Origin of the sequence: Pseudomonas oryzihabitans, from assembly GCF_007665395.1 — a bacterium.
GTDB classification, from domain to species: domain Bacteria; phylum Pseudomonadota; class Gammaproteobacteria; order Pseudomonadales; family Pseudomonadaceae; genus Chryseomonas; species Chryseomonas psychrotolerans_C.
On record NZ_VDND01000006.1, the window covers coordinates 234,850 to 257,881 of the forward strand.

Consider the following 23,032-nt stretch of genomic DNA (forward strand, 5'->3'; position numbering starts at 1 on the left):
TTTCATGGAATTTCTCGGTCGGGTGGTCGAATTCGCCACCCATCATCCGCTGCTCGTCGCCGCCTTCCTCGTCATCGTCGCCCTGATGCTGTTCAACGAGACCCGCCGGGGCGGTCGTAGCCTGTCCACCGGCGAACTCACCACGCTGCTCAACCGCGAAGAGGGTGTCGTGGTCGATATCCGCCCGAGCAAGGACTTCGCGGCCGGGCATATCGTCGGCGCGCTGAACATTGCCCAGGAGAAAGTCGCCAGCAGCCTGTCTCTTCTGGAGAAGCACAAGGCCAAGACCCTGATCGTGGTCGACAGCGCCGGCCAGCAGGCCGGGGCCGTCTGCGGCGATCTGCAGAAGGCCGGCTTCACCGCCGCCCGGCTGAACGGCGGCATCGCCACCTGGCGTGCAGAGAATCTGCCGCTGGTGAAGTGACCCCTAGCGTGGCCGCATCCGCGGCCACTGGAGACCGCGCATGACCGACGTCGTCATCTATACCAGCGCCTGGTGTCCCTATTGCCATCGCGCCAAGCACCTGCTCGATCGCAAGAACGTGGCCTACCGGGAAATCTCCGTCGACGGCCAGCCGGCGCTGCGCAGCGAGATGGCCCGCAAGGCCGGTCGCACCAGCGTGCCGCAGATCTGGGTCGGTACTACCCACGTCGGTGGCTGCGACGATCTCTATGCCCTAGATCGAAGCGGGCGTCTCGATCCGCTGCTGTCCGCCTGACCAACACTCACCACTCAAGGCCCTACCATGACCGATCAAGCCAACGGCGCCCAGGAAGACGGCGCTCAGTTCTCCCTCCAGCGCATCTACATCCGCGACCTGTCCTTCGAGGCCCCCAAGAGCCCCGAGATCTTCCGCCAGGAGTGGCAGCCGAACGTCAACCTGGACCTGGCCACCCGCCAGAAGACCCTGGGCGACGACTTCCACGAAGTGGTGCTGACCCTGACCGTGACGGTCAAGAACAACGAAGAGACCGCCTTCATCGCCGAAGTGCAGCAGGGTGGCATCTTCCTGATCAAGGGCCTGGACGCCGCTTCCATGGCCCACGCGCTGGGCGCCTTCTGCCCCAACATCCTATTCCCCTATGCCCGTGAGGCGCTGGACAACATGGTGGTGCGCGGCTCCTTCCCCGCGCTGATGCTGCAGCCGGTGAACTTCGACGCCCTCTACGCCCAGGAACTGGCGCGCATGCAGACCGCCGGCGAAGCCTGATCGGCTCCTCCGCGGTATCGAACGCCCCTTGCCAGGGGCGTTCTGCTATCTGGCCTTCAGCTTCCGACTGGCCCGCCACAGATCGATGCTGAACACCGCAAGGCCCGCCCAGATGCAGAGAAAGGCGAACAGTCGCTCGCGCGGGAAGGGCTCGCCATAGAGCCAGACTGCCTGGATCAGCACCAGGGTCGGGGCGATGTACTGCAGGAAGCCCAGGGTCGAGTAGGGCAACTTGCGCGCCGCGGCGTTGAAGCACAGCAGCGGGATCAGGGTGATCGGTCCGGCCAGCACGATCAGCAGCCCCAGGGACGACTGCCAGACCTCCGTTTGCAGGCTCACCCCCGGGGTCAGCAGCGGCAGGGCGACCAGGGCGATGGGTACCAGCAGCCAGCTCTCCACCACCATGCCCGGCAAGGCGGCGACCGGGGTCTGGCGCCGGACCAGGCCATAGAAGGCGAAGCTCCCGGCCAGGGCCAGGGACACCCAGGGCAGCTGGCCGAGCGTCCACAGCTGCTGGGCGACGCCCAGCACCGCCAGGCCCACGGCCAGCCATTGCAGGGGGCGCAGCCGTTCGCCGAGGATCACCAGGGCGAGCAGGATGTTGACCAGCGGATTGATGTAGTAGCCCAGGCTCGCCTCGACCACGTGGGCATTGTTGACCGCCCAGATATAGACCAGCCAGTTGCAGGCCACCAGGGCACCGGACACGGCCAGCCAGAGCAGCCGCCGAGGATGGGCACGCAGCTCCGCCCACCAGCCGCGATGCCGCCAGACCAGCAGCAGCAGGGCGCTGAACAGGGCCGACCAGAGGATGCGCTGGAACAGGATCTCGCTCGCCGGCAAGGCCGCCAGCAGCTTGAAGAACAACGGGAACAAGCCCCACAGCCCATAGGCGGTGAGGCCCAGGGCGTAACCCTGGCGCAAGGCAGACATGGGGGATCCTTAGGCAGGCAACGTTCTTGTCCGGGCAGGATAGCTCAAGGTGCGCCGGGATGTGGGCTGAGGTGGTGAGCTTGAGCTGTGACCGTCGCGACGATCGACCGCGGCCATGGCGGTCCGCCGATGCGGCCGCGCCTACGGAGGCTCCTGTGCCTGTAGGAGCGGCCCATGGCCGCGATCAGTGCTGTAGCGTGGAAAACGACGTGGTCTTTTCCCGTGAAGAGTTCATCGCGAGGCCTACCCTCACCCCAGCCCTCTCCCATAGGGAGAGGGGGTATCCGGGCGCCTGGGAGGAAGCCTGGTAGGGTGGAAAACCGCCGAGCGTTTTCCACGCGTCGCAGCGAGGCTAGAACAGGCGCAGCGGCGCCTCGTCCAGGGCGGCGCGTTGCTCGCGCAGGGTGAGGATCTGGTCGCCCCAGTAGCGTTCACTGCCGAACCAGGGAAAGCTCTTGGGAAAGGCCGGGTCGTCCCAGCGCCGCGCCAGCCAGGCGCTGTAGTGCATCAGGCGCAGGGTGCGCAGTCCCTCGATCAGGGCCAGTTCACGCGGCTGGAAGTCGTGGAATTCCTCGTAGCCGTCCATCAGCTCGGACAGCTGCGTCAGGCGTTCCTGGCGATCGCCGGCCAGCAGCATCCAGAGATCCTGCATGGCCGGGCCGTGGCGACAGTCGTCGAGGTCGACGATGTGGTAGGCGTCGTCCCGGCAGAGTAGGTTGCCGGGGTGGCAATCGCCATGCAGGCGGATCACGTCGTAGCTGACGCCTTCGAAGAGTTCGTCGAGGCGCAGGAGCAGGTCGCGAGCCACCGATTCGTAGGCGGGCAGCAGACTCTGGGGGATGAAGTTGCCGGTCAGCAGGGTATCCAGAGAGGCGTGGCCGTAGCCCTGGACGTCCAGCGTCTCGCGATGCTGGAAGGGCCGGCTGGCGCCCACCGCGTGCAGGCGACCGAGCAACTGGCCCAGGCGGTGCAGCTGGTTGAGATCGCCCGGCTCCGGTGCCCGGCCGCCGCGGCGCGGAAAGAGGGCGAAGCGAAAGCCAGCATGGTTGAACAGCGTCTGGCCCTCCCGCTGCAAGGGCGCGACGACCGGTACCTCGCGTTCTTCCAGCTCGGCGGAAAAGGCGTGTTCCTCGAGGATGGCCGCGTCGGTCCAGCGATCCGGGCGATAGAACTTGGCGATCAGCGGGGTCTCGCCCTCGATGCCGATCTGATAGACGCGGTTTTCGTAGCTGTTGAGGGCCAGGACGCGGGCATCGCTGAGATAACCCAGGCTTTCGATGGCGTCGATGACCAGGTCGGGGCTGAGATTTTCGAAGGGATGAGACATGGCGCGCTCCTCGGTCACGGGGACGATGGCGATTGCCACCCTGCATCCGGGAGATGCTAGCGCATGCCCGAGCCCCTTGGCGAAGGCTCGGGCGCTATCCGCTCGCCGGTCAGGCGCCGATCACCCCGCCATCCTCGCGGGTGATGACCATCACCGAGGAGCGCGGCTGGCCGTTTGGCTGCTGCTCCGGGAACTGGGAGCCGCCTTCCTCGCCCGGGTGCTGGATGCCGACGAACATCGTCCTGTAGTCCGGCGAGAAGGCCAGGCCGGTGACCTCGCAACCCACCGGGCCGACCAGGAAGCGGCGCATCTCGCCACTGCGCGGATCGGCGCAGAGCATCTGGTTGTTGCCCATGCCCTCGTAGTCGCCCTTGTTGCTGTACTTGCCGTCGGTGAGTACCCACAGCCGGCCGGCGGCGTCGAAGCCCAGGCCGTCCGGGCTGTTGAACATGTTCTCGGCGTTGATCTGCTGGGAGCCGGCCTCGGGCTTACCGGCATGCACCCTGGGATTGCCCGCGATGACGAACAGATCCCAGTCGAAGGCCAGGGCGGCAGCGTCGTCGCCGTCTTCCCGCCAGCGCACGATCTGGCCATAGAGGTTGTTGGCGCGGGGGTTGGGGCCGCCTACCGGCATGCCGTCTTCACCGCGCTTGGTGTTATTGGTCAGGGTGCAATAGACCTGGCCGTCCTTGGGGCTGACGGCGATCCACTCGGGCCGGTCCATGCGCGTGGCACCGACCTCGCTGCCGGCCTGGCGGGCATGGATGAGCACCTCGGCCTGGCCGGCGAAGCCATTGGCGACGGTCAGGCCATGCTCGCCGTGCACCAGCGGCAGCCACTGGCCGCGGCCCTTGGGCCGGCTCGGGTCGCGGTCGCCCTCGTCGAAGCGGGCGACATAGAGGGTGCCCTGGTCGAGCAGGTGGCGATTGGCCTTGGGCTCGTCCTGGATCCGGTCGCGGCTGACGAACTTGTAGATGAATTCACCGCGTTCGTCGTCGCCCATGTAGACCACCGCGCGCCCATCAAGGGTGCGGGCGAGGGCGGCGTTCTCGTGCTTGAAGCGGCCCAGGGCGGTGCGCTTGACCGGCTTGCCCTCAGGATCGAAGGGGTCGATCTCGGTGATCCAGCCATGGCGGTTGAGTTCGTTGGGGTTCTGCGCCAGATCGAAGCGGTCGTCGTGCAGGTGCCAGTCGTTCTCCACGCTGGCGTGCTTGACGCTGTAGCGCTTCTGGGCGGCGTCGAATTTCAGGGTGGCGTCGCGGCTGCCGAAGACGTCGGTGAAGTTCTCCTCGCAGGTCAGGTAGGTGTGCCAGGGCGTGGCGCCGCTGGAGCAATTCTGGAAGGTGCCCAGGACCTCGCGGCCGGCCGGATCGGCGGCCGTCTTGAGCAGGTCATGACCGGCGGCCGGACCGCTGACGGCGATGGGCGTATTGCCGTGCACCCGCCGGTTGTAGGGCGAGCCCTGGACGAAATGCCACTGGCCGTCCAGGCGCTTCACCTCGATCACCGAGACGCCCTCGGCGGCCTGGGCCTTGCGGGTGTCTTCCAGCGACTTGGGCGGGGTGCCGTGGCTGAGCAGGTAGCGGTAGTTGGTGTATTCGTTGTTGATCGCCATCAGCGCCCGATCGGGTTCGTCCGGGAAGGGGAAGAAGGCCATGCCGTCGTTGTTGTCGCCGAACTGCAGCGCCTGGTCGGCGGCGCTGGGGCTGCCATCGGGGCGGAAGGCCGGGCCGTCGGTGTGCAGCGGCTGGCCCCAGCTGATGAGCACGCTGGCGCGATAGCCGGGCGGCACCACCAGGGTATCGGCAGTGGAGGCGGGGATGTTGGCGAAGCCGATCAGCGGATTGCCACTGGCTTCGCTCACAGCATCGGCCAGGGCGCTGCGACCGAGCAGGCCGCCGCCGAGGAACAGGGCGGCGCCCGCCAGGGCTCCGGCGCCGATGAAGCGCCGGCGGCTGAGATGGACGAGGCGTTCGAGGTCGGTCTGATCGTTGAGCATGCTTAAGGCTTCCTTAAGGTGTGCTGGCGAGGCTAGTCAGACTGAATGACGTTTTGGTGACAAGGCTAGTCGCCGGGTGGCGGCGTCCGGGCCAGGCAATAGACATCCACCCGCCGCGCACCGGCGCGCTTGAGCAGGCGTGCCAGGCTGTCCGCGGTGGCGCCGGTGGTCAGGACGTCGTCCACCAGGGCTACGTGGCGACCGGCCAACGCGGCGTCGTCCACCAGGGCGAAAGCCCGCTTGAGATTGCGCTGGCGTTCGCTGGCGCTCAGGCCCTGTTGACTGTGCTGTTCCTGGACACGCTGTAACGCTTTCGCGTTCACCGGCAATTGCAGGGCCTTGCCGAGCCAGTCGGCCAGTAGGGCGGCCTGGTTGAAACCACGCTGGCGCAGGCGCTGGGGTGAGAGGGGCACCGGCAACAGCAGCTCCGGGCGCGGCTGGCCCTCGTCGAACAGGTGCTGCAGGTGCCGCGCCAGCAGGGTGCCGGCCAGTCGGCCGAGACTGCCCTGGTCGCGGTGCTTGAAGCGGTTGATCAGGGAGTCGACCGGAAAGGCGTAGCGCCAGGGCGCCAGTACCTGGTCGAAGGCCTGTGGCCTGGCCAGGCAGGCGCCACAGAGCAGGCCATCCACCGCCAGGGGCAGGGCGCAACACGAGCAATGGGCGCCCAACCAGGGCAGTTCGCTGTCGCAGCCCTCGCAGAGGGGCAGGCCCGCCGGCAGCCAGGCGGCGCACAGCGCGCAGCTGGTGCCCGGGCGCAGGCGTTGCCACTGGCGCTGCAGGGCGTGGCGGAAGGGTGAGGACATGGTGGCATCCGTGCCAGGGGAGATCGCTACTGTGCCAGGCCGGGTGCCTGGCCACCAGTCAGCCGCGGATCAACCAGCTCATCACCATCAGCCCGAGGATCAACCAGATCACGCCGCCCACCACCGAGCGGGCCATGAAGGCGCGCACCGCGGCGTAGAGCAGCAGCAAGCCGATGGCCAGGACCACGAAGCTGATGTAGGAGTCGTCCATGCCGATGGAACGCGCCATGCCATGGAGAAAGTCGTGCACGGCGTCGGCCAGGCCGCCCAGGACCGAGCCGAACAGATCGATGATGAAACGGATGACCTGGCCGAGCGCCGCGCCGAGCCAGTCGAAGAAGCCTTCAGTACGCATGGATGTTTCCGAGTCCTTGGCGATGTCCCTTGGAACCTGCGAAGCCCGCCGGGTTCGCCAGCGATCCGCGCTACACTGCGCGTTTTCCGCAAAGTCCCTCAAGTCCCCCGTGATGATAGTTGCCGATTCGCTACCCCTGGTCCTCTTGCCCGGCCTGCTGTGCGACGAGCGCCTCTGGACCACCCAGGCCGCCGACCTGGCCGATACCTGCGCCGTACACATCCCCGATCTCACCCGGGATGTCGGTATCGCCGCCATGGCTCGCCGGGTCCTGGCCGAGGCGCCGCCGCGTTTCGCCCTCGGTGCCCTGTCCATGGGTGGCTACGTCGCCTTCGAGATCCTGCGCCAGGCGCCGGAGCGGGTGGCGCGGCTGGCCCTGTTCGACACCATGGCCAGTCCGGACGCCCCCGAGCGCGCCGCCCAGCGCCGCGCCATGCTCGAGCTGGCCGAGCGCGGGCGCTTCCTCGGCATCAGTCCGCAGCTGCTGCCGCGGCTGATCCATGCCTCGCGCCTGGGCACGCCGGTGGCCGACACCGTGCTGGCCATGGGCAAGGCGGTGGGCAAGGAGGCCTTCCTGCGCCAGCAGCAGTCGATCATCGACCGTCCCGACTCGCGCCCGACCCTGGCGCAGATCCAGGTACCGACGCTGATCGTGGTCGGCGCCCAGGACCAGCTCACCCCTCCCGCCGAAGCCGAGCTCATGCACGCCGGCATCTGGGGCTCACGCCTGGTGGTGCTGGATGACTGCGGCCACCTGCCGCCGCTGGAACTGCCTGCGCGGACCACGGGGCTGTTGCGGGAGTGGCTGGCCTAGCCACCTGGTCGGCGCCACTGAACCCCGTCGCCAGGCGAGCCTCCATTGGCAAAGCCCTGGAGAAGCGCGCCATGTCCCGTCGCCCACCCCTGTCGATCCTCTCCCTGCTGCTGGGCCTGGCCCCCGCCGCCGTGGCCCTGGCCGCGCCGGTGGGCGCGGGTCAGCCCGAGCAACTGCATTTCGCCGATGACGGCCTTATCCCCAACAGCCGCCTGCCGGTGCTGCTCTATCGCCAGGTACCCCTGGACGGCGCCGACCGCGCAGCGGCCCTGGAGCGGTTGTTCGCCCACAATGACTGGCCGCCGCAATGGCGCTATGGCGTGTACGACTACCATCACTATCACCCCAACGCCCATGAGGTGCTCGGGGTGGCGCGCGGGCAGGCGACGCTGCGCCTGGGCGGCGAGCGGGGCCAGGACGTGAGCGTGGCGGCGGGTGACGTGGTGGTGCTACCCGCGGGTACCGGTCACCGCAGCCTGGCATCCAGCGCGGATTTCCTGGTGGTGGGCGCCTATCCACCGGGCCAGGAAGACTTCATCACCCAGCGCGCCGATCCCGCGGCCCATGCCCGCGCGCTGCAGCTGATTGGCCAGGTAGCCCGGCCGCTGACCGATCCGGTCACCGGGCCGGATGGTGCGCTACCCGACCTCTGGCGCTAGCAGAGTCGCGCCAGGGTGGCCTCGTCCGGCTGGCCGGCGAAGAAGGTCTTCAGCGCCTGGCGGAAGGGCTCGGGATCCTCGGCCACGGCGGCGAAGAGGGTGAGGCTGGAGTGGAACTTGAGATCGTCCGGTTGCCCGAACAGGGCGGTAGGAGAGAGGTCGGGGTGCTCCAACGCCGCCGTCGTGATCTCGCGCAGCCGCGGACCGAGGACGGGATGCGCCAGGTAGGCGCTGGCTTCGTCGCGGGAGGCGATGGCATAGCGCTGCGCGGTCTCGCTGCGGCCGAGTCCGGCGATCTGCGGGAAGACGAACCACATCCAGTGGCTGCGTTTGCGCCCGGACCGAATCTCCGCCAGGGCGCTAGCATAGGTCGTCACCTGGGCATCGACGAAGCGTTGCAGGTCAGGGGCATTGGGCATGGGGAAACTCCGGGCCGTTTGCCTATCGGCAGGCTGGCCCGGAGGAAGTGCCGGCCAGGAGACGAGTGGTCTAGCCGCGTACCGCCCGGTAGTCGGTCTCGCCACCTTCGGGGATCTCGTCCAGGTCGACCCGCGAGGTCTCGGGTAGGCTCAGGCCACCGATCAGGCCGAGCAGGGCGATCAGGATGAGGTAGAGCGCCGGGGAGAGGTTGCTGCCGGTGGTGCCGATCAGCCAGGTGGCCATCAGCGGGGCGGTGCCGCCGAAGATGGTGTAGGCCAGGTTGTAGGTGATGGCGCCCGCGGTGTAGCGGGTGCGGGTCGGAAAGACCTCGCTGAGCAAGGGCGCCGTCACCACGTTGCACAGCACCGCGCCGGCGCCCAGCAGCAGGCTGCCGAGCAAGGCGCTGCCGAACTGGCCGCTGCTGGCCAGCAACAGGGCCGGATAGACACCCACCGCCAGCACCAGGCTGGCCAGCAGCGTGGTCATGCGCCGACCGATGCGGTCGGTGACGCGCCCCAGCAGCGGGCAGGCGGCCGCGGCGGCGAACAGGGTGATGAGGCTGATGGCCAGGGCCGCGGCCCGGTCGAAACCACCGGCCAGCTGCAGGTAGGTGGAGAAGTAGGTGGTGAACATATAGAAGGACAGCGCCGTCAGCGAGATGAAGGCGCCCAGGCGCAGGATCGAGCGACCCTGCAGCCTGAGCGTCTCGCCCAGCGGCGAATGGCTGACCTCGTGGTCGGCCTCCAGCGCCTGGAAGGCCGGGGTCTCGTCCAGCTTGAGCCGGAGGTAGAGGCCGATCAGGCCCAGCGGCGCGGCGGCGAGGAAGGGGATGCGCCAGCCCCAGTCGGCCATGGCCGCGGCGCCCAGCAGCCGCTCCAGGCCCCAGGCGGTCAGGGCCGCGCTGGCGAAGGCGAGAAAGGTCGAGACCGGCACGAAGCTGCCGTAGCGCCCGCGGCGATCGCGCGGCGAATGCTCCATCACGTAGGCGCAGGCGCCGGCGTATTCGCCGCCGGCGGAAAAGCCCTGGACGCAGCGGATCAGCGTCAGCAGGATCGGCGCCCAGATGCCGATGGTGGCATAGCTGGGCAGGATGCCGATCAGCGCGGTGGCGCCGGCCATGATCAGGATGGTCAGCGCCAGGGTGCGCTTGCGCCCGATGCGATCGCCGAGCAGGCCGAAGACGATGCCACCCAGGGGGCGGAAGGCGAAGGCCACGGCGAATACGGCGAAGGTCTTGAGCAGGCCGGCGGTGGCATCGCCACTCGGGAAGAAGTGGGCGGCGAGCAGGGTGGCGAGAAAGCCGTAGAGGGCGAAATCGAACCATTCGACGAAGTTGCCGATGGACGCGGCGGAGATGACCTTGCGCAGGGTGGCGGGTGAAACGGACGTCGCTGTCTGGCTCATGGCGGGCCTCGGAAAAGGGCGGGGGCGGAGGCAGAAATGAAGCGCCTGGTCTTATCGTGGTGGAGTCGGGGCGCACCGTAGGTCGACGCTAGTCCTTTTCACCTGACCGAGCAGTCCCGGCAGCGACTTGTCCACCGTTGGAACCGACTTCAGGAGTCCCATGATGCCCATGACCCACGACTATGCCGCCCAGGAGCCCGCCCGGGCCGACGTCGACGCCCTGCCGGGGGTGACCCTGCTGGAATTCGGCGCCCCCTGGTGTGGCCATTGCCGCGCCGCCCAACCGATGCTTCCCAGGGCTCTGGAGGAGTACCCCGGCGTGCGTCATCTGAAGATCGAGGATGGCGCCGGACGACGCCTCGGACGTTCCTTCCAGGTCAAGCTCTGGCCCACGCTGATCCTGCTCAAGGATGGCCAGGAACTGGCGCGACGGGTGCGTCCAGGCGCGGTGGCAGAGCTGCTCGAGGCCCTAGCCTTGGCGGACTGACCGGTCGCTCCGCTCGTCTCCGCCCCGCTTGACAAGGCCAGGGCTAGAACATAAGTTTCAAACAACTGTTTAAACGCTCGCGGGCAGCGGCCCGCCTTCCTCGACAACAAGCATTCGCAAAAGAGGTAACAGTCATGCCCAATTACAAGGCCCCCCTGCGGGACATCCGCTTCGTTCGCGACGAACTGCTGGGCTATGACGCGCACTACCAGAGCCTGCCCGGCTGCGGCGACGCCACTCCCGACATGGTCTCCGCCATCCTCGAGGAAGGCGCCAAGTTCTGCGAGCAGGTGCTGGCCCCGCTCAATCGCATCGGCGACCAGCAGGGCTGTACCTGGAGCGAAGACGGGGTGAAGACCCCGGATGGCTTCAAGGAAGCCTATGCCCAGTTCGTCGAAGGCGGCTGGCCGAGCCTGGCGCACAGCCCGGCCCACGGTGGCCAGGGCCTGCCCGAGTCCCTCGGCATCTCGCTGTCGGAAATGGTCGGCCAGGCCAACTGGTCCTGGGGGATGTACCCCGGCCTGTCCCACGGTGCCATGAACACCCTGGAGCAGCACGGCACCGACGAGCAGAAGCACACCTACCTGGAAAAGCTGGTGACCGGCGAGTGGACCGGCACCATGTGCCTGACCGAACCCCACTGCGGTTCCGACCTGGGCATGCTGCGCACCAAGGCCGAACCGCAGGCGGACGGCAGCTACGCTATCACCGGCACCAAGATCTTCATCTCCGCCGGTGAGCACGACATGGCCGAGAACATCGTCCACATCGTGCTGGCCCGCCTGCCCGACGCCCCCGCCGGCACCAAGGGCATCTCGCTGTTCATCGTGCCCAAGCGCCTGCCCGACGCCAGCGGCGCCGCCGGCGAGCGCAACGCCGTGCAGTGCGGCTCCCTCGAACACAAGATGGGCATCCACGGCAACGCCACCTGCGTGATGAACTTCGACGGTGCCACCGGCTTCCTGATCGGCCCGCCGAACCGTGGCCTGAACTGCATGTTCACCTTCATGAACTTCGCTCGCATCGGCACCGCCCTGCAGGGCCTGGCGCATGCCGAGGTGGCCTTCCAGGGTGGCCTGAAGTACGCCCGCGAGCGGCTGCAGATGAGATCTCTGACCGGTCCCAAGGCGCCCGAGAAGCCGGCCGACCCCATCATCGTCCACCCCGACGTGCGCCGCATGCTGCTGACCATGAAGGCCTTCGCCGAAGGCAGCCGGGCGATGATCTACTACACCGCCAAGCTGGTGGACATCCTCAAGTACAGCCAGGACGAGGAGCAGAAGCAGCAGATCGAGACCCAGCTGGCCTTCCTCACCCCCATCGCCAAGGCCTTCATCACCGAAGTCGGCTTCGAGGCGGCCAGCCACGGCGTGCAGATCTACGGCGGCCATGGCTACATCGCCGAGTGGGGCATGGAGCAGAACCTGCGCGATGCGCGCATCGCCATGCTCTACGAGGGCACCACCGGCATCCAGGCCATCGATCTGCTGGGTCGCAAGGTGCTGATGACCCAGGGTGAGTCGCTCAAGGCCTTCACCAAGGTGGTACACAAGTTCTGCCAGGCCAACGTCGAGAATGCCGAACTCAAGGCCTTCGTCGAGCCGCTGGCCAAGCTGAACAAGGAGTGGGGCGAGATCACCCTCAAGGTCGGCATGGCCGCCATGAAGGACCGCGAAGAAGTGGGCGCCGCCGCCGTCGACTACCTGATGTACTCCGGTTACTGCTGCCTGGCCTACTTCTGGGCCGACATGGCCCGGGTCGCCGCCGAGAAGCTGGCTGCCGGGACCGACGAAGCCGCCTTCTACCAGGCCAAGCTGGCCACCGCGCGCTTCTACTACCAGCGCCTGCTGCCGCGTACCCGTGCCCATGCCGAGGCGCTGCTGGCTGGCGCCGGCAGCCTGATGGCCCTGGCCGAGGACGACTTCGCCCTCGGCTACTAAGCCGTCGCCGTTCTGCTGAAAACCCCGCCCTGGCGGGGTTTTCGCGTTTTCGCGGACGCGAAAAATCCAGCTGCCACAGACCTCTGATCGGCTGACCATAGGGTCAGATCATGAACCTATGTCTCCCTTCCGGTTCGGTCTTACACTCGGGTCATACCGACAAGAACACCCTCCGAGGAGACTCGACATGGCCGACTATACCCCGCCGCTTCGCGATATCCGTTTCGTGCTGGATGCCGTCCTCAAGGTCAAGGACCGCTGGAGTCAGTGGCCCGCCCTGGCCGAGGTGGTGGACGGCGAGACCGCCGATGCCATCCTCGAAGAAGCCGGCAAGCTGTGCGCCCAGGAGCTGGCGCCGCTCAACCGCAATTCCGACGAGGAAGGCTGCCACTGGAAGGACGGCGAAGTGACCACGCCCCAGGGCTTCCGCCAGGCCTACCAGGCCTTCGCCGAAGGCGGCTGGGTGGGGGTCGGTGGCGATCCCGAATACGGCGGCATGGGCATGCCCAAGGTGCTCACCGCTCAGGTCGAGGAAATGATGCACGCCAGCTGTCTGGCCTTCGGTCTCTATCCGATGCTCAGCGCTGGCGCCTGCCTGGCCCTGCACGCCCATGGCAGCGAGGCGCTCAAGCAGGCCTACCTGCCCAACCTCTATAGCGGCCAGTGGTCCGGCTCCATGTGCCTGACCGAACCCCATGCCGGCACCGACCTGGGGCTGATCCGCACCCGCGCCGAACCCCAGGCGGACGGCAGCTATCGCCTCACCGGCACCAAGATCTTCATCACCGCCGGTGAGCATGACCTGACCGAGAACATCATCCATCTGGTGCTGGCCAAGCTGCCCGATGCGCCGGCCGGCTCCAAGGGCATCTCGCTGTTCCTGGTGCCCAAGATCCTGGTGGACGAGGCGGGCAACCTGGGCGAGCGCAACGCCGTGGCCTGTGGCTCCCTGGAGCACAAGATGGGCATCAAGGGCGCCGCCACCTGCGTGATGAATTTCGATGGCGCTGTCGGCTACCTGGTGGGCGAGCTCAACAAGGGCCTGGCCGCCATGTTCACCATGATGAACTACGAGCGCCTGGGCGTCGGTATCCAGGGGCTGGGCTCCAGCGAGCGCTCCTACCAGAATGCCCTGGCCTATGCCCGTGAGCGCCTGCAAAGCCGTTCGCCCGCGGGTGTCCAGCAGCCGGGCAAGAGCGCCGATCCGATCATCGTCCATCCCGACGTGCGCCGCATGCTGCTGACCATGAAGGCGCTCAACGAAGGCGGCCGGCTGTTCTCCAGCTATGTCGCTCTGCAGCTGGACACCGCCAAGTACAGCCCGGAACCGCTGGAGCGCGAACGCGCCGAGGCCCTGGTGGCGCTGCTCACCCCGGTGGCCAAGGGCTTCCTCACCGATCTCGGCCTGGAGCTGTGCGTCCATGGCCAGCAGATATTCGGCGGCCACGGCTACATCCGCGAGTGGGGCCAGGAGCAACTGGTGCGCGACGTGCGCATCACCCAGATCTACGAAGGCACCAATGGCATCCAGGCGCTCGACCTGGTCGGCCGCAAGCTGGCCGGTAGCCGTGGCGCCCTCTATCGACCCTTCAGCGAAGAAATCCATGGCTATCTCGCCAGCCTGCCGGCGGACAGCGAATTCGCTGCGCCCCTGCGCCAGGCGCTGGATCGGCTGGACGGCGCGACCGAGTGGCTGTTGCAGGCGGGCACCAGCGATCCCCATGAACTCGGCGCGGCGTCGGTGGACTACCTGCACCTGTTCGGCTACGTCGCCTATGGCTATCTCTGGGCCCGGGCCGCCGTAGCCGCAGCGGAGCAGGAAGCGAGCTTCGCCGAGGCCAAGCTGGCTACCGCGCGCTTCTATTTCGCTCGCCTGCTGCCGCGCACCCTGAGCCTGGGCGCCGCCGTGCGCAGTGGCGCCCAGCCGCTCTATGCCCTGGCCGAGGAGGCCTTCTAAGCGATTGGCCGGCAAGGTGATCAGCCACCCCGTGTAAGCTTTGGCTTACATGACGTCGCCGAGATAAGCCATCGCCCAGGGTCAGGGAGCGGCGTAATCTACACCCATCGGATCGCGGTACAGGATGTGCCCAGCGCTCCAGGTGACTTCAAGGAAATGTGGCCAGGATGGCCCCCCGGCAAGGATGTCGGGCAGAGACTCTCAAGGATAGATGGCCAAGGATTGGCGGCCCGACACGGATGTCGGGTTAAGTCTGCGAAACCTCGCCTCGGCGGGGTTTTTTATTGCCCGCCGGAACCTGATTCAGGGCCTGCCAGTCTTAGCAGCATCTTCTTGCCTGCCCTGTACTGGAGCCCGATATGGACCTCGTCCGCCTCATCTTCGCCATCATCCTGCCTCCGGTAGGCGTTTTCCTGCAGGTCGGCTTTGGCGGCGCCTTCTGGCTGAATATCCTGCTGACGCTGCTGGGCTATATTCCGGGTATCATCCATGCCGTCTGGGTGATTGCCCGTCGCTGATCGGCGCCCTGGGCGCGTCCTGCGCGTCCACTGTCGCTTAGCTGGCCGACCGGCCAGCGCCAACCGGGACGAAGGGGCCAGCGTGCACGACGTCCGTGCCAGGTGAGGGCACGCCGCGCAGGCTCGTTCGAAGCCGTCCGGCCACGCGCTGGCAGGCGCCTCGAGCGACTGCCGGTCGTGCCTCGGTCAGTGATGCCACCCCTCCGCAGGCCGAGGCTTCGCCGTCGCCGACCGTTTTGTCCCGTACAAGGCTTTCAGACCCCATGAATCGCGAGTCGCCCCTCGATCAGAAGCACTTCAGCCAGATCCTCAAACGCAATCTCACGCTGCCTCTGAGCATCGGCGTCTTCAGCGCGATCTTCTTCATCGCCATCATCTATTACCTGCTGAAAGTCACCCAGTGGGTCGAGCACACCGATCGCGTCATCAGCGAGGCCAATGCCAACTTCCGCCTGGTGGTGGACCTGGAAACCGGCATGCGCGGCTACCTGCTGAGCGGCAACACCGGCTTCCTGCAGCCCTATGAGCGGGCGCTGCCCAACGTCGAGCCGCAGCTCGACGAGCTGAAGAACCTGGTCAGCGACAGTGCCGTGCAGATTCGCCGTCTCGAACGCATCGAGGCGGTGCACCGCGAGTGGCGCCAGTACGCGAGTCAGGTGATCGAGGCACGGCGGGTCGGGGGCGACTTCCTGGCCCCGCTGAACGATGGCCAGGGCAAGAATCGCATCGACAGCATCCGCCGCGACTACACCGACTTCATCGCCTACGAAGAGCAGATGCGCGCCGAGCGCACCGAGACGGCCAGCCGGATGACGGTGATCTTCGTCGCGGCCTTCCTCATCGTCAGCCTGCTGCTCTCGGCCATCATGGCTTTCTTCGGTCGTCGCGAACTCATGCGGCTCTCCGCGACCTATACCCGGCTGCTCGACCAGCAGGCCGATCACACCGAGAACCTGGAACGGCAGAGCTGGTTCCGCTCGGGCCAGAATCAGCTGTCCGAAGCCGTCATCGGCCAGGCCGCGCTGACGCCCCTGGGGCAAAGCATCCTGCAATTCCTGGCGCGCTACCTGGGCGCCGCGGCGGGTGCCCTCTATGTGCGGCTCGACGACGGCACCCTGGAACGGGTCGCCGATTACGCCCTGGACGACGAAGGCCGCCGCCGCCGCCAGCGCCTGGCGCCGGGCGAAGGCCTGGCCGGGCAGGCGGTACTGGAAGGCCGCAGCCTGGCGCTGGAGCAACTGCCGGCCGACTACCTCAAGGTCAATTCCGCATTGGGCGAGCGTGAAGCCAGCGCGGCGCTCATCGTGCCCATCGAGAACGATGGCCGGGTGAATGGCGTGGTCGAGCTGGGCTTCCTGCGCGCCCTGCGCCCGCAGGACCAGGAACTGCTGACCCTGATCGCCGATTCCATCGGTTCCTCGGTGGAGGCCGCGCGCTATCGCCAGCGGCTGCAGCAGGTGCTGGCGGAAACCCAGCAGCTCAACGAGGAACTGCAGGTCCAGCAGGAAGAACTGCGCACCGCCAACGAAGAACTGGAAGAGCAATCCCAGGCACTCAAGGAATCCCAGGTACACCTGGAGCAGCAGCAGGCCGAGCTGGAGCAGACCAACGAGCAGCTGTCCGAGCAGGCCCAGGAACTGCTGCAGCAGCGCGACGTGCTGGACGACCGCAACAGTCGCTTGAACGAAGCCCAGCAGCTGCTGGAAGACCGCGCGCGGGAGCTGGAGCGGGCCAGCCAGTACAAGTCGGAATTCCTGGCGAACATGTCCCATGAGCTGCGCACCCCGCTGAACAGCTCGCTGATCCTGTCCAAGCTGCTGGCGGACAACCCCGTCGGCAATCTCAGCGACGAACAGGTGCGCTACGCCGAGTCCATCTATTCGGCGGGCAACGACCTGCTCACCCTGATCAACGACATCCTCGACATCTCCAAGGTCGAGGCCGGCATGCTGGAGATCCGCCCGGAGCAGATGTCGATGCGCCGGCTGGTGGAGAGCCTGAAGGTCGCCTTCGAGCCGGTGGCCCAGAACAAGGGCGTCGCCTTCGTGGTGGAACTGGATGCGCGGATGCCGCCGGCCTTCTTCAGCGATCGCCAGCGGGTCGAGCAGATCCTCAAGAACCTGCTGTCCAACGCCTTCAAGTTCACCGAGCACGGCCAGGTGACCCTGCGGCTGTCGCTGGAAGAGGGCCAGCCCAGCTTCGCGGTGAGCGACACCGGCATCGGTATCGCCGCCGAGCAGCAGGAGCTGATCTTCGAGGCCTTCCGCCAGGCGGACGGCGCCATCACCCGCCGCTATGGCGGGACCGGCCTGGGGCTGTCGATCTCCCGCGACCTGGCGCTGTTGCTGGGCGGCACCCTGACCGTCACCAGCCAGCCGGGCGAGGGCAGCACCTTCACCCTGCGCCTGCCGCTGGAGTACCAGGAAGCCGCTGCGCCGACCCTGCCGGTGACGCCGGTCACCGCGCCGGCCGCGACCAGCGCCCCGGCTGCGTCGTCCGTCGCCATGCCGGCCCTGGCCGCCCCGGCGCGGCCGCAGTCGGCGCCGCCGGTCACCGAGGCCGCGGCCCCGGTGGGTAACACCTTCTCCGACGACCGGGACAGCTGGCCTTATCCGGATCGCCGGGTACTGGTGATCGAGGACGAGGTGCCCTTCGCGCAGATCCTCTATGACCTGGCCCATGAGCTGAAGTACAGCTGCCTGGTCACCCATCGTGCCGAGGAAGGCTTCGCCGCCGCCCTGGAATACCGCCCGGACGCCATCCTGCTGGACATGGGCCTGCCGGACCATTCCGGCCTGACGGTGCTGGAGCGGCTCAAGGAAAATCCACTGACCCGGCACATCCCGGTGCACGTGGTCTCGGCCTCGGATCGCATCGAGACCGCCATGCACATGGGTGCGGTCGGCTACGCCATCAAGCCCACCACCCGCGACGAGCTCAAGGAGGCCTTCGGCCGCCTGGAAGCCAAGTTCGCCGCCGGTATCAAGCGGGTGCTCCTAGTAGAAGACGACGCCCTGCAGCGCGACAGCATCGCCAAGCTGATCGGCGACGTGGACGTGGAGATCACCGCGGTGGAGATGGGCAGCCAGGCCTTGGCGCTGCTGCGCGACGAGGTCTACGACTGCATGGTCATCGACCTCAAGCTGCCCGACATGGAAGGCGGCGAGTTGCTCGAACGCATGGCCAGCGAAGACATCTGCTCCTTCCCGCCGGTGATCGTCTACACCGGCCGCAGCCTGTCGCGCGACGAAGAAGCCGCCCTGCTCAAGTATTCGCGCTCCATCATCATCAAGGGTGCGCGTTCTCCAGAGCGGCTGCTCGACGAGGTGACGCTGTTCCTGCACAAGATCGAGGCCGACATGCCGCTGGATCGCCAGCGCATGCTGGAGAGCGCCCGCAGCCGCGAGAAGGCCTTCGACGGCCGTACCCTGCTGCTGGTGGACGACGACGTGCGCAACATCTTCGCCCTCACCAGCGCCCTGGAGCAGAAGGGCGCCAAGGTGGAGATCGCCCGCAACGGCCTGGAGGCGCTGGAGAAGCTCGACAACAGCGACACCATCGACCTGGTGCTGATGGACATCATGATGCCGATGATGGACGGCTACGAAGCCATGCGCGAGATCCGCAAGCGGCCGCACATGAAGAAGCTGCCGATCATCGCCATCACCGCCAAGGCCATGAAGGACGACCAGGAACGCTGCCTCGCCGCCGGCGCCAGCGACTACCTGGCCAAGCCCATCGACCTGGACCGGCTGTTCTCGCTGATCCGCGTCTGGATGCCCTCGCTGGAGCGCCTGTAGGTCATGAGCGAGCGGCTGCAGGACATCGAGCTGAGGTTGCTGCTGGAGGGCATCTTCCTCAGGTACAGCCACGACTTCCGCAACTATTCCAAGGCCTCGCTCAAGCGCCGGGTGCTACAGGCACTGACGCGCTTCGAATGTCCCAGCATCTCGGCGCTGCAGGACCGGGTGCTGCGCGATCCGGCGCTGTTCGCCGAGCTGCTGCAATTCATCACCATCCCGGTGAGCGAGATGTTCCGCGATCCGGGTTACTTCCTCGCCCTGCGCCAGCAGGTGGTGCCAGTCTTGCGCACCTATCCCTCGCTCAAGGTGTGGATCGCCGGTTGCAGCACCGGCGAGGAAGTCTTCTCGATGGCCATCCTGTTCCAGGAAGAGGGGCTGCTGGAGCGCACCCTGTTCTATGCCACCGACATCAATCCACGCTCCATGGACAAGGCCCGCCAGGGCATCTTTCCGCTGGAGCGGATGCGCGCCTATACCGCCAGCTACCAGAAAGCCGGCGGCACCCGGGCCTTCTCCGACTACTACACTGCGGCCTATGACGGCGCCCTGTTCGACAAGTCGCTGATCGCCAACGTGACCTTCGCCGACCACAGCCTGGCCACCGACAGCGTCTTCTCCGAGACGCAACTGGTGTCCTGCCGCAACGTGCTCATCTACTTCAACAAGAATCTGCAGAATCGGGCGCTCGGGCTGTTCCACGAGTCCCTGAGTCACCGCGGCTTTCTCGGCCTGGGCAGCAAGGAGTCGCTGGACTTCTCCGCCTATGCCAGCCACTTCGAGCCGGTGGTGAAGCAGGAACGACTGTTCCGCAGGCTCTAGCATGTTCCCGCCCCTGAAGCCGTTGCGCCTCATCGTCATCGGAGCCTCTGCCGGCGGGCTGCAGGTGCTGCTGCGCCTGTTCAGCGCGCTGCCGGCCAGTTATCGCCTGCCACTGGCGGTGGTGCTGCACCTGCCCGACGACCGCACCTCGCGGCTGGCCGAATTGTTCCAGGCGCGCCTGGCCCTGCGGGTGCGCGAGGCCGAGGACAAGGACGCTATACTGCCGGGCACCCTGTATTTCGCGCCGCCGGGCTATCACCTGCTGGTGGAGGACGACTTCACCCTGTCGCTGTCACGCGACGAGCCGGTGCAGTTCTCCCGGCCGTCCATCGATGTCCTGTTCGAAAGCGCGGCCGATGCGCTGGGCGAACAGGTCTGCGGCATCCTGCTGACCGGCGCCAACCACGACGGCGCCAATGGGCTACACACCCTGAACCGGAGCGGCGGCGTCACGGTCGTCCAAGCGCCGAGCTCGGCGGAGGTACCGACCATGCCCGAGGCGGCGCTGAAGAGATTCCACCCGGATTTCGTGCTGGATGTGCCGGGCATCCATCTATTGCTCACCGAGCTGGAACGCGACCATGGCTGATGTACCCGTCGAGCAGGCGAAGATCCTGCTCGTAGACGACCTGCCGGAGAACCTTCTGGCACTGGAAGCCTTGCTGCGTAGCGAGGAGCTGGAGATCTTCCAGGCCACCTCTGCCGAGGCGGCGCTGGAGCTGCTGCTGATGCACGAGTTCGCCCTGGCGATCCTCGACGTGCAGATGCCGGGCATGAATGGCTTCGAATTGGCGGAAATGATGCGTGGCCTGGAAAAGACCCGGCACATCCCCATCGTCTTCGTCAGCGCCGCCGGCCGTGACCTGAACTATGCCTTCAAGGGCTACGAGAGCGGTGCGGTGGACTTCCTGCACAAGCCTCTCGACGTCCATGCGGTGAAGAGCAAGACCCGGGTGTTCGTCGACCTCTACTGGCACCGCAAGCGCCTCGCCGAGCAGCTGGTGGCCCTGGAGCAGAGCCGCCAGGAGCAGGAGGTCCTGCTCGCCGAGCTGCGCCAGACCCAGGTGGAGCTGCAGCAGGCGGTACGCACCCGCGATGACTTCATGTCCATGGTTTCCCATGAACTCAAGACGCCGCTCAACACCCTGATGCTCGAAGCCCAGCTGCGCCGCATGTACCTGGACAAGGGCAAGCTGGAGGCCTTTACCCCGGACAAGCTGGCCGGCATGGCCGAGCGCGACGAGCGCCAGATCCAGCGCCTGGTGCACCTGATCGACGACATGCTCGACATCTCGCGCATCCGCACCGGCAAGCTGTCCATCCGCCCGTTGCAGTGCGATCTCGCCGCCCTGGTCAACACCGTGGTGGACAGCTTCGCTTCGCAATTCGCCGCCGCCGGTTGCGCGGTGCAGCTGCACGCCGAAGGCACGGCCCCGGGCTACTGGGACGAATTCCGCATCGAACAGGTGATCACCAACCTGCTGACCAACGCCATGAGATACGGCGCCGGGCGACCGGTGGAGATCTCCCTGCGCAGCGATGGGGCCGACGTCGAGTTGAGCGTCAAGGACCACGGCATTGGCATCCCGGTGGAACACCAGGCGCTGATCTTCCGCCAGTTCGAGCGCGCCAGCGGCACCGAGAACATCGCCGGCCTGGGCCTGGGACTCTATATCGCCGACCAGATCGTCAAGGCGCACAGTGGCAGTCTGCATGTGGAAAGCATTGCTGGGCAGGGGGCGACGTTTCGCCTGCGGCTGCCTTGCCTGCCTGCCTAGCTGGCATTGACAGGACCCTGGGCGCCCGCGAGAATCGAGAAAAGAGGTGAGATGTCGTACCTCTTGCCAGATAACTCCATAAAAAGGCGCCCGTCCATGTCCGCAGTCTCTTCCTCCCGCTTCCAGCGACTCTTGCTGACCGGCGCCGCCGGCGGTCTCGGCAAGGAGCTGCGCCAGCGGCTCAAGCCCCATGCCGAGATCCTGCGGCTGTCCGACATCGCGCCGATGGAGCCCGCCCAGGGCGCGGCGGAAGAGGTGGTGACCTGCGACCTCGCCGACAAGGCCGGCGTCCATGCCCTGGTCGAAGGCGTCGATGCCATCCTGCACTTCGGTGGCATCTCCACCGAGCATGCCTTCGAACCCATCCTCGAAGCCAACATCCGCGGCACCTTCAACCTCTATGAGGCGGCGCGCCGTCATGGCGTGAAGCGCATCGTCTTCGCCAGCTCCAACCATGTCATCGGTTTCTACCGTCAGGACCAGCGCATCGACGCCAGCGTGCCCCAGCGCCCGGACAGCTACTACGGCCTGTCCAAGGCCTTCGGCGAGGACCTGGCCAGCTTCTACTTCGACCGCCACGGCATCGAGACGGTGAGCATCCGCATCGGCTCCTCCTTCCCCGAGGCGCAGAACCGCCGCATGCTCGCCACCTGGCTGAGCTACGAAGACCTCACCGACCTCATCCTGCGCAGCCTGACCACCCCGGACGTCGGCCATACCATCGTCTACGGCGCCTCCAACAATCGCGACAGCTGGTGGGACAACCGCCTGGCCGCGCACCTGGGCTTCCAGCCCAAGGACAGCTCCGAGCCATTCCGCGCCAAGGTCGAGGCCCAGCCGCTGCCGGCGGCGGATGATCCGTCGAGGGTTTACCAGGGTGGTGCCTTCGTCGCCACCGGCCCCTTCGACGACTGAGCGGCCGGCCATGACTGCCGAATTGCTGGTCGATGCCCGCAACGCCACCGGCGAGTGCCCGGTCTGGCACGTCGCCGAACAGGCACTCTACTGGGTCGATATCCCCGCGCAACGCCTGCACCGCTGGACCCTGGACGGAGCCCTGGACAGTTGGACCGCACCGGAAATGCTGGCCTGCATCGCTGTCCGTGAGAGCGGCGACTGGCTGGCCGGCCTGGAAAGTGGCCTCTTCGCCCTGCAGACCGACGCCGCCGGTCAATTGACCGGCGAACGCCTGGTCACCCTCGACCACGCCCAGCCGGCGATGAGATGCAACGACGGTCGCTGCGATCGCCAGGGCCGCTTCCTGGTGGGCACCATGGTGCAGGACATGGCCCAGGGTATTCCGGCCGGACGCCTCTACAGCCACACGGCAGGCGAGGGGGCTCGATTGCTGCTGGACGACCTCATCGTGCCCAACGGCCTGGCGTTGAGCCCCGATGGTCGCACCCTCTACCTCTCCGACTCCCATCCCAGCCGCCAGCAGATCTGGGCCTTCGACTACGATCCCGAGACTGGCACGCCGACCAACCGGCGCCTGTTCGTCGACATGAACACCCATCCGGGGCGACCCGACGGTGCGGCGGTGGATGTCGATGGCTGCTACTGGATCTGCGGCAACGATGCCGGCCTGATCCATCGCTTCACCCCCGAGGGTCGCCTGGATCGCTCCCTGGCCGTACCGGTCAAGAAGCCCGCCATGTGCGCCTTCGGTGGACGCAACCTGGATACCCTGTTCGTCACCTCCATCCGCCCGGGTGGCGACTTGAGCGACCAGCCGCTGGCCGGGGGGCTGTTCGCCCTGGATCCCGGGGTCCAGGGCCTACCCGAACCCGCTTTCGCGGGCTGAG

The 23,032-nt window shown here is 66.9% G+C and carries 22 protein-coding genes; 15 read left to right on the forward strand and 7 right to left on the reverse strand.

Annotated elements, in window-relative coordinates; all coding sequences use genetic code 11:
• The first annotated feature begins 4 nt into the window (after nt 1–4).
• Genes FSV73_RS14780 through secB form a run of 3 tightly spaced genes read left to right on the forward strand, consistent with a single transcriptional unit; the run spans nt 5 to nt 1,211 of the window.
• Entirely contained in the window at nt 5–424 is a 420-nt protein-coding gene (locus FSV73_RS14780) for a rhodanese-like domain-containing protein (protein ID WP_145008605.1), read from the forward strand.
• A gap of 40 nt (nt 425–464) precedes the next feature.
• A complete protein-coding gene (gene grxC, locus FSV73_RS14785) occupies nt 465–719 on the forward strand; it encodes a glutaredoxin 3 (RefSeq protein WP_140219081.1) in 255 nt (84 codons plus the stop codon).
• A gap of 27 nt (nt 720–746) precedes the next feature.
• A complete protein-coding gene (gene secB, locus FSV73_RS14790; protein WP_059313278.1) occupies nt 747–1,211 on the forward strand; it encodes a protein-export chaperone SecB in 465 nt (154 codons plus the stop codon).
• Between the two features lie 45 nt (nt 1,212–1,256).
• Here secB and rarD read toward each other — a convergent pair whose 3' ends face one another.
• From rarD to FSV73_RS14815, 5 genes are all read right to left on the reverse strand, one after another.
• Nucleotides 1,257–2,144, reverse strand: coding sequence for an EamA family transporter RarD (gene rarD / locus FSV73_RS14795; RefSeq protein WP_145008606.1), 888 nt, complete (start codon nt 2,142–2,144; stop codon nt 1,257–1,259).
• Nucleotides 2,145–2,496: 352 nt separating this feature from the next.
• Nucleotides 2,497–3,471, reverse strand: a complete 975-nt coding sequence (locus tag FSV73_RS14800; protein ID WP_145008607.1) for a serine/threonine protein kinase — start codon at nt 3,469–3,471, stop codon at nt 2,497–2,499.
• Between the two features lie 109 nt (nt 3,472–3,580).
• Nucleotides 3,581–5,470 carry a PhoX family protein gene (locus FSV73_RS14805; protein WP_145008608.1) on the reverse strand — a complete coding sequence of 630 codons (1,890 nt, stop codon included), beginning with the start codon at nt 5,468–5,470 and terminating at the stop codon, nt 3,581–3,583.
• A 65-nt stretch (nt 5,471–5,535) separates the two neighbouring features.
• On the reverse strand, nt 5,536–6,273 hold the full coding sequence (locus FSV73_RS14810) for a ComF family protein (protein WP_145008609.1): 738 nt from the start codon (nt 6,271–6,273) through the stop codon (nt 5,536–5,538).
• A 58-nt stretch (nt 6,274–6,331) separates the two neighbouring features.
• Nucleotides 6,332–6,628, reverse strand: a complete 297-nt coding sequence (locus FSV73_RS14815; protein WP_007159771.1) for a hypothetical protein — start codon at nt 6,626–6,628, stop codon at nt 6,332–6,334.
• Between the two features lie 112 nt (nt 6,629–6,740).
• Here FSV73_RS14815 and FSV73_RS14820 point away from each other — a divergent pair, with 112 nt between their 5' ends.
• Both FSV73_RS14820 and FSV73_RS14825 read left to right on the forward strand, forming a co-directional pair.
• The gene (locus tag FSV73_RS14820; protein WP_145008610.1) at nt 6,741–7,442 is read left to right on the forward strand and encodes an alpha/beta fold hydrolase; all 702 of its coding nucleotides are present in this window, start codon (nt 6,741–6,743) and stop codon (nt 7,440–7,442) included.
• Between the two features lie 71 nt (nt 7,443–7,513).
• Nucleotides 7,514–8,101, forward strand: coding sequence for a cupin domain-containing protein (locus tag FSV73_RS14825; protein ID WP_145008611.1), 588 nt, complete (start codon nt 7,514–7,516; stop codon nt 8,099–8,101).
• Here FSV73_RS14825 and FSV73_RS14830 read toward each other — a convergent pair.
• Complete coding sequence (locus FSV73_RS14830; protein WP_145008612.1) at nt 8,098–8,520, reverse strand: DUF1810 domain-containing protein; 423 nt, start codon at nt 8,518–8,520, stop codon at nt 8,098–8,100. The genes FSV73_RS14825 and FSV73_RS14830 overlap by 4 nt on opposite strands.
• Before the next feature lie 70 nt (nt 8,521–8,590).
• The gene (locus FSV73_RS14835; RefSeq protein WP_145008613.1) at nt 8,591–9,925 is read right to left on the reverse strand and encodes an MFS transporter; all 1,335 of its coding nucleotides are present in this window, start codon (nt 9,923–9,925) and stop codon (nt 8,591–8,593) included.
• Nucleotides 9,926–10,088: 163 nt separating this feature from the next.
• Here FSV73_RS14835 and FSV73_RS14840 point away from each other — a divergent pair, with 163 nt between their 5' ends.
• From FSV73_RS14840 to FSV73_RS14885, 10 genes are all read left to right on the forward strand, one after another.
• Nucleotides 10,089–10,412 (forward strand): thioredoxin family protein, encoded by a 324-nt coding sequence (locus FSV73_RS14840; RefSeq protein ID WP_145008693.1) that lies wholly within the window; start codon nt 10,089–10,091, stop codon nt 10,410–10,412.
• Nucleotides 10,413–10,546: 134 nt separating this feature from the next.
• A complete protein-coding gene (locus FSV73_RS14845; RefSeq protein WP_145008614.1) occupies nt 10,547–12,352 on the forward strand; it encodes a phenylacyl-CoA dehydrogenase in 1,806 nt (601 codons plus the stop codon).
• Nucleotides 12,353–12,539: 187 nt separating this feature from the next.
• Entirely contained in the window at nt 12,540–14,309 is a 1,770-nt protein-coding gene (locus FSV73_RS14850) for an acyl-CoA dehydrogenase C-terminal domain-containing protein (protein ID WP_145008615.1), read from the forward strand.
• 359 nt (nt 14,310–14,668) lie between these two features.
• Entirely contained in the window at nt 14,669–14,827 is a 159-nt protein-coding gene (locus tag FSV73_RS14855) for a YqaE/Pmp3 family membrane protein (protein WP_145008616.1), read from the forward strand.
• Between the two features lie 263 nt (nt 14,828–15,090).
• Nucleotides 15,091–18,627, forward strand: coding sequence for a response regulator (locus FSV73_RS14860; RefSeq protein ID WP_145008617.1), 3,537 nt, complete (start codon nt 15,091–15,093; stop codon nt 18,625–18,627).
• Nucleotides 18,628–18,630: 3 nt separating this feature from the next.
• Nucleotides 18,631–19,449: a CheR family methyltransferase gene (locus FSV73_RS14865; protein ID WP_145008618.1), complete on the forward strand. Its 819-nt coding sequence runs from the start codon at nt 18,631–18,633 to the stop codon at nt 19,447–19,449.
• Between the two features lies 1 nt (nt 19,450).
• Nucleotides 19,451–20,038: a chemotaxis protein CheB gene (locus FSV73_RS14870; RefSeq protein ID WP_145008619.1), complete on the forward strand. Its 588-nt coding sequence runs from the start codon at nt 19,451–19,453 to the stop codon at nt 20,036–20,038.
• Complete coding sequence (locus FSV73_RS14875) at nt 20,031–21,227, forward strand: hybrid sensor histidine kinase/response regulator (protein WP_145008620.1); 1,197 nt, start codon at nt 20,031–20,033, stop codon at nt 21,225–21,227. Before FSV73_RS14870 ends, FSV73_RS14875 begins: the two co-directional genes overlap by 8 nt.
• Nucleotides 21,228–21,323: 96 nt before the next feature.
• Nucleotides 21,324–22,142 (forward strand): NAD-dependent epimerase/dehydratase family protein, encoded by an 819-nt coding sequence (locus tag FSV73_RS14880; protein WP_145008621.1) that lies wholly within the window; start codon nt 21,324–21,326, stop codon nt 22,140–22,142.
• Nucleotides 22,143–22,152: 10 nt separating this feature from the next.
• Nucleotides 22,153–23,031, forward strand: coding sequence for an SMP-30/gluconolactonase/LRE family protein (locus tag FSV73_RS14885; RefSeq protein WP_145008622.1), 879 nt, complete (start codon nt 22,153–22,155; stop codon nt 23,029–23,031).
• The last annotated feature ends 1 nt before the right edge of the window (nt 23,032 follow it).